This is a genomic window from Nocardia seriolae NBRC 15557, from assembly GCF_007990715.1.
GTDB lineage: Bacteria > Actinomycetota > Actinomycetes > Mycobacteriales > Mycobacteriaceae > Nocardia > Nocardia seriolae.
On record NZ_BJWY01000248.1, the window covers coordinates 1 to 2221 of the forward strand.

The 2221-nt window shown below is 59.2% G+C and carries 2 protein-coding genes; one reads left to right on the forward strand and one right to left on the reverse strand.

What is annotated here, in order from left to right; translation table 11 throughout:
* The first annotated feature begins 882 nt into the window (after positions 1–882).
* Complete coding sequence (locus NS2_RS35475) at positions 883–1512, forward strand: hypothetical protein (protein ID WP_033091743.1); 630 nt, start codon at positions 883–885, stop codon at positions 1510–1512.
* A 14-nt stretch (positions 1513–1526) separates the two neighbouring features.
* Here NS2_RS35475 and NS2_RS35480 read toward each other — a convergent pair.
* Positions 1527–2221: AIPR family protein (locus tag NS2_RS35480; RefSeq protein ID WP_186817629.1), on the reverse strand; the 695-nt coding region annotated here is incomplete at its 5' end.

The following is a 2221-nucleotide window of genomic DNA, read 5'->3' on the forward strand; positions in this document are numbered from 1 at the left end:
CGAGACCTCTGCGAAAGGCGGGAAAAACCGTTGAGATCAGCAGTCGAGTTCTTACCGGTCCGTTTTCCACTCCCACCACCCCTGATCAGGCACGATCGGTCTGAAAGGCGCTCTCTTCTCACAGGTCACCATATACCCACATCAATGTGTATATGGTGACCTGTGAGAAGAGAGCAGTAAGTAGAAATCAGGGGTGGTGGGAGTGGAAAGTAGTGTGAGAGCAATAGTTTGGTTATCAGGTAGGTAAGTGGGTTGCGTTGGGTGATGAGCGTTGCGGTTGGGTAGGTGGTGGCGTTCGGTGACGGGGGTGCGTTCGTGTCGGTTGAGTGCGTGGTAACGTCCGGAGCGCTGGCGCGGTGGTGGTGTCCGGCGTGAATGGTTGCGTCCGAGTCGGTCCGGCCCGGCGCGGGCGGTAGCGGCCGTGGGTGGGGTCTGGGCGCGCGCCGAATTGTAAGGGCGTCCCACCTCCCGTCAAGGGGCGAATTTCCTGTGCGGTCCGGTGATTCGGGTGTCGGTCGGGCGAGGGAAATTCGCCCCTTGAGCGTGAGCCTCCTGGACGCCCTGGACAGGCGTTAAGGGGCAGGCGCAGGGCCTGCCCCCACAGGGCACGGCGCACGCCCAGACCAGTTCCGGTGTCCCTGTCGGGAATCCACGCATTGACACGTACGTGTCAACACCGGCAGTAGATCCGCAGGTGAGCAATTTTGCGCACCTGGCAGGTGGACAGAGTTGTCCGCCCGGCCAGGTGTTGCAGATGCAACAAATGTCGCACCTGGTCCAGATCGAGCCGTCCAGGTGATCCAAACGAATCACCTGACCCGATGGTCGGTTCCGCGCCGGTTGACACGTACGTGTCAAGTCCCGGAAGGACTTTCGGCGATCATGATCGACTCCGACACCATCACCGGCCTCCTTGTCTCCGCTCTCGAAACCACGTGGGTGAAAATCCGCCACCTGCACCCGGACGTACCCGCAGTGGTGCTGACCGTGGGAGCCGGATCCGTTGGCGGGGAACTGACCCTCGGACACTTCGCCCCGAACCGCTGGATCCGCGGTGAGTACGAACTCCACGAACTCTTCGTCGGCGGCGAAGGACTCCAGCGTGGCCCGCTCGATGTGCTCGGCACCCTGCTCCACGAGGCCGCGCACGGCGTCGCGGTCGTCCGCAACATCAAGGACACCAGCCGCCAGGGCCGCTGGCACAACGAGCGATACCGCGCCCTCGGCGAAGAACTCGGGCTCACTCTCGCCCAGCACCCAAAGATCGGATGGTCGGTGACCACCGTGCCTGACGGCACCCGAGCCCAGTACCGAGATGAGCTGGAAGAACTCACCTTCGCGCTGGTGGCCTATCGACGACGTGAGCCCGACCCGCACAGCGGACGGAAGTCCAGCAACAATGGCGTCGCCGCCGCCTGTGACTGCGGCCGCAAGATCCGCGTATCGCGTAGCACCTACGAGGCGGGATCGAGCTACTGCGGAAACTGCAATAGCAGGTTTACGGCCGAGTGAAGCTGACGCGGATATTATTTGACGTTGGAAATTAGCTCCTCGCACCGTTTGCGGTTTTTGAATACGTTTCCAGGATATGCATTCTCGGGAAAGTTCTCTGTGAAGCTATCCAAAATCCGGAGTGCACTAGATTGCACGTCACGCAGGGCTTGATCAAAATCGAAGTCTGGGTTCTTGAGATTCTTCTGGCCAATGTTATTGAGAATCAAGTGCGCGATCACACGTCGTCCGTGCACTGCAATCCCAATCCGTTGCCCCTCTGATTCGGAGTATGCATCATCGAGTGCTTCATCTACATCGCTGACGACTTTCGTCACTCGAATAAGGAAGATTCCTTCGACGGAAGGGTTGAAAAGGGCTTCGTACGGGCCAGAGTCGCGATCGAATAGCTTTGATACCTCCCGCTTTGCAGTCACTGCATGTCCGACATCGCCGGTTGCGCATGCCAACGCAACTGCGGCTTGACGAACTTCGATAACCTTCGATGAGTCGGCGTTTCCTGGTGACTCGCCTGAGCGCAGCAGATAGGTATAACCCATCGTCTGTAGCTCCTGCACTAGGCGGTGTTGCTGTTTATCCAGAAAGACGAAGTCTTGGCTGAGTACAGCGTTCTGGGTGTTAGCGAACCGTGTTATCCGTCGTGCCAAGTCGGAGTCTTCGGTACCGATCTCGATGCAGCGGACCAGTACGTATGCCTGCTCTAGTGTCG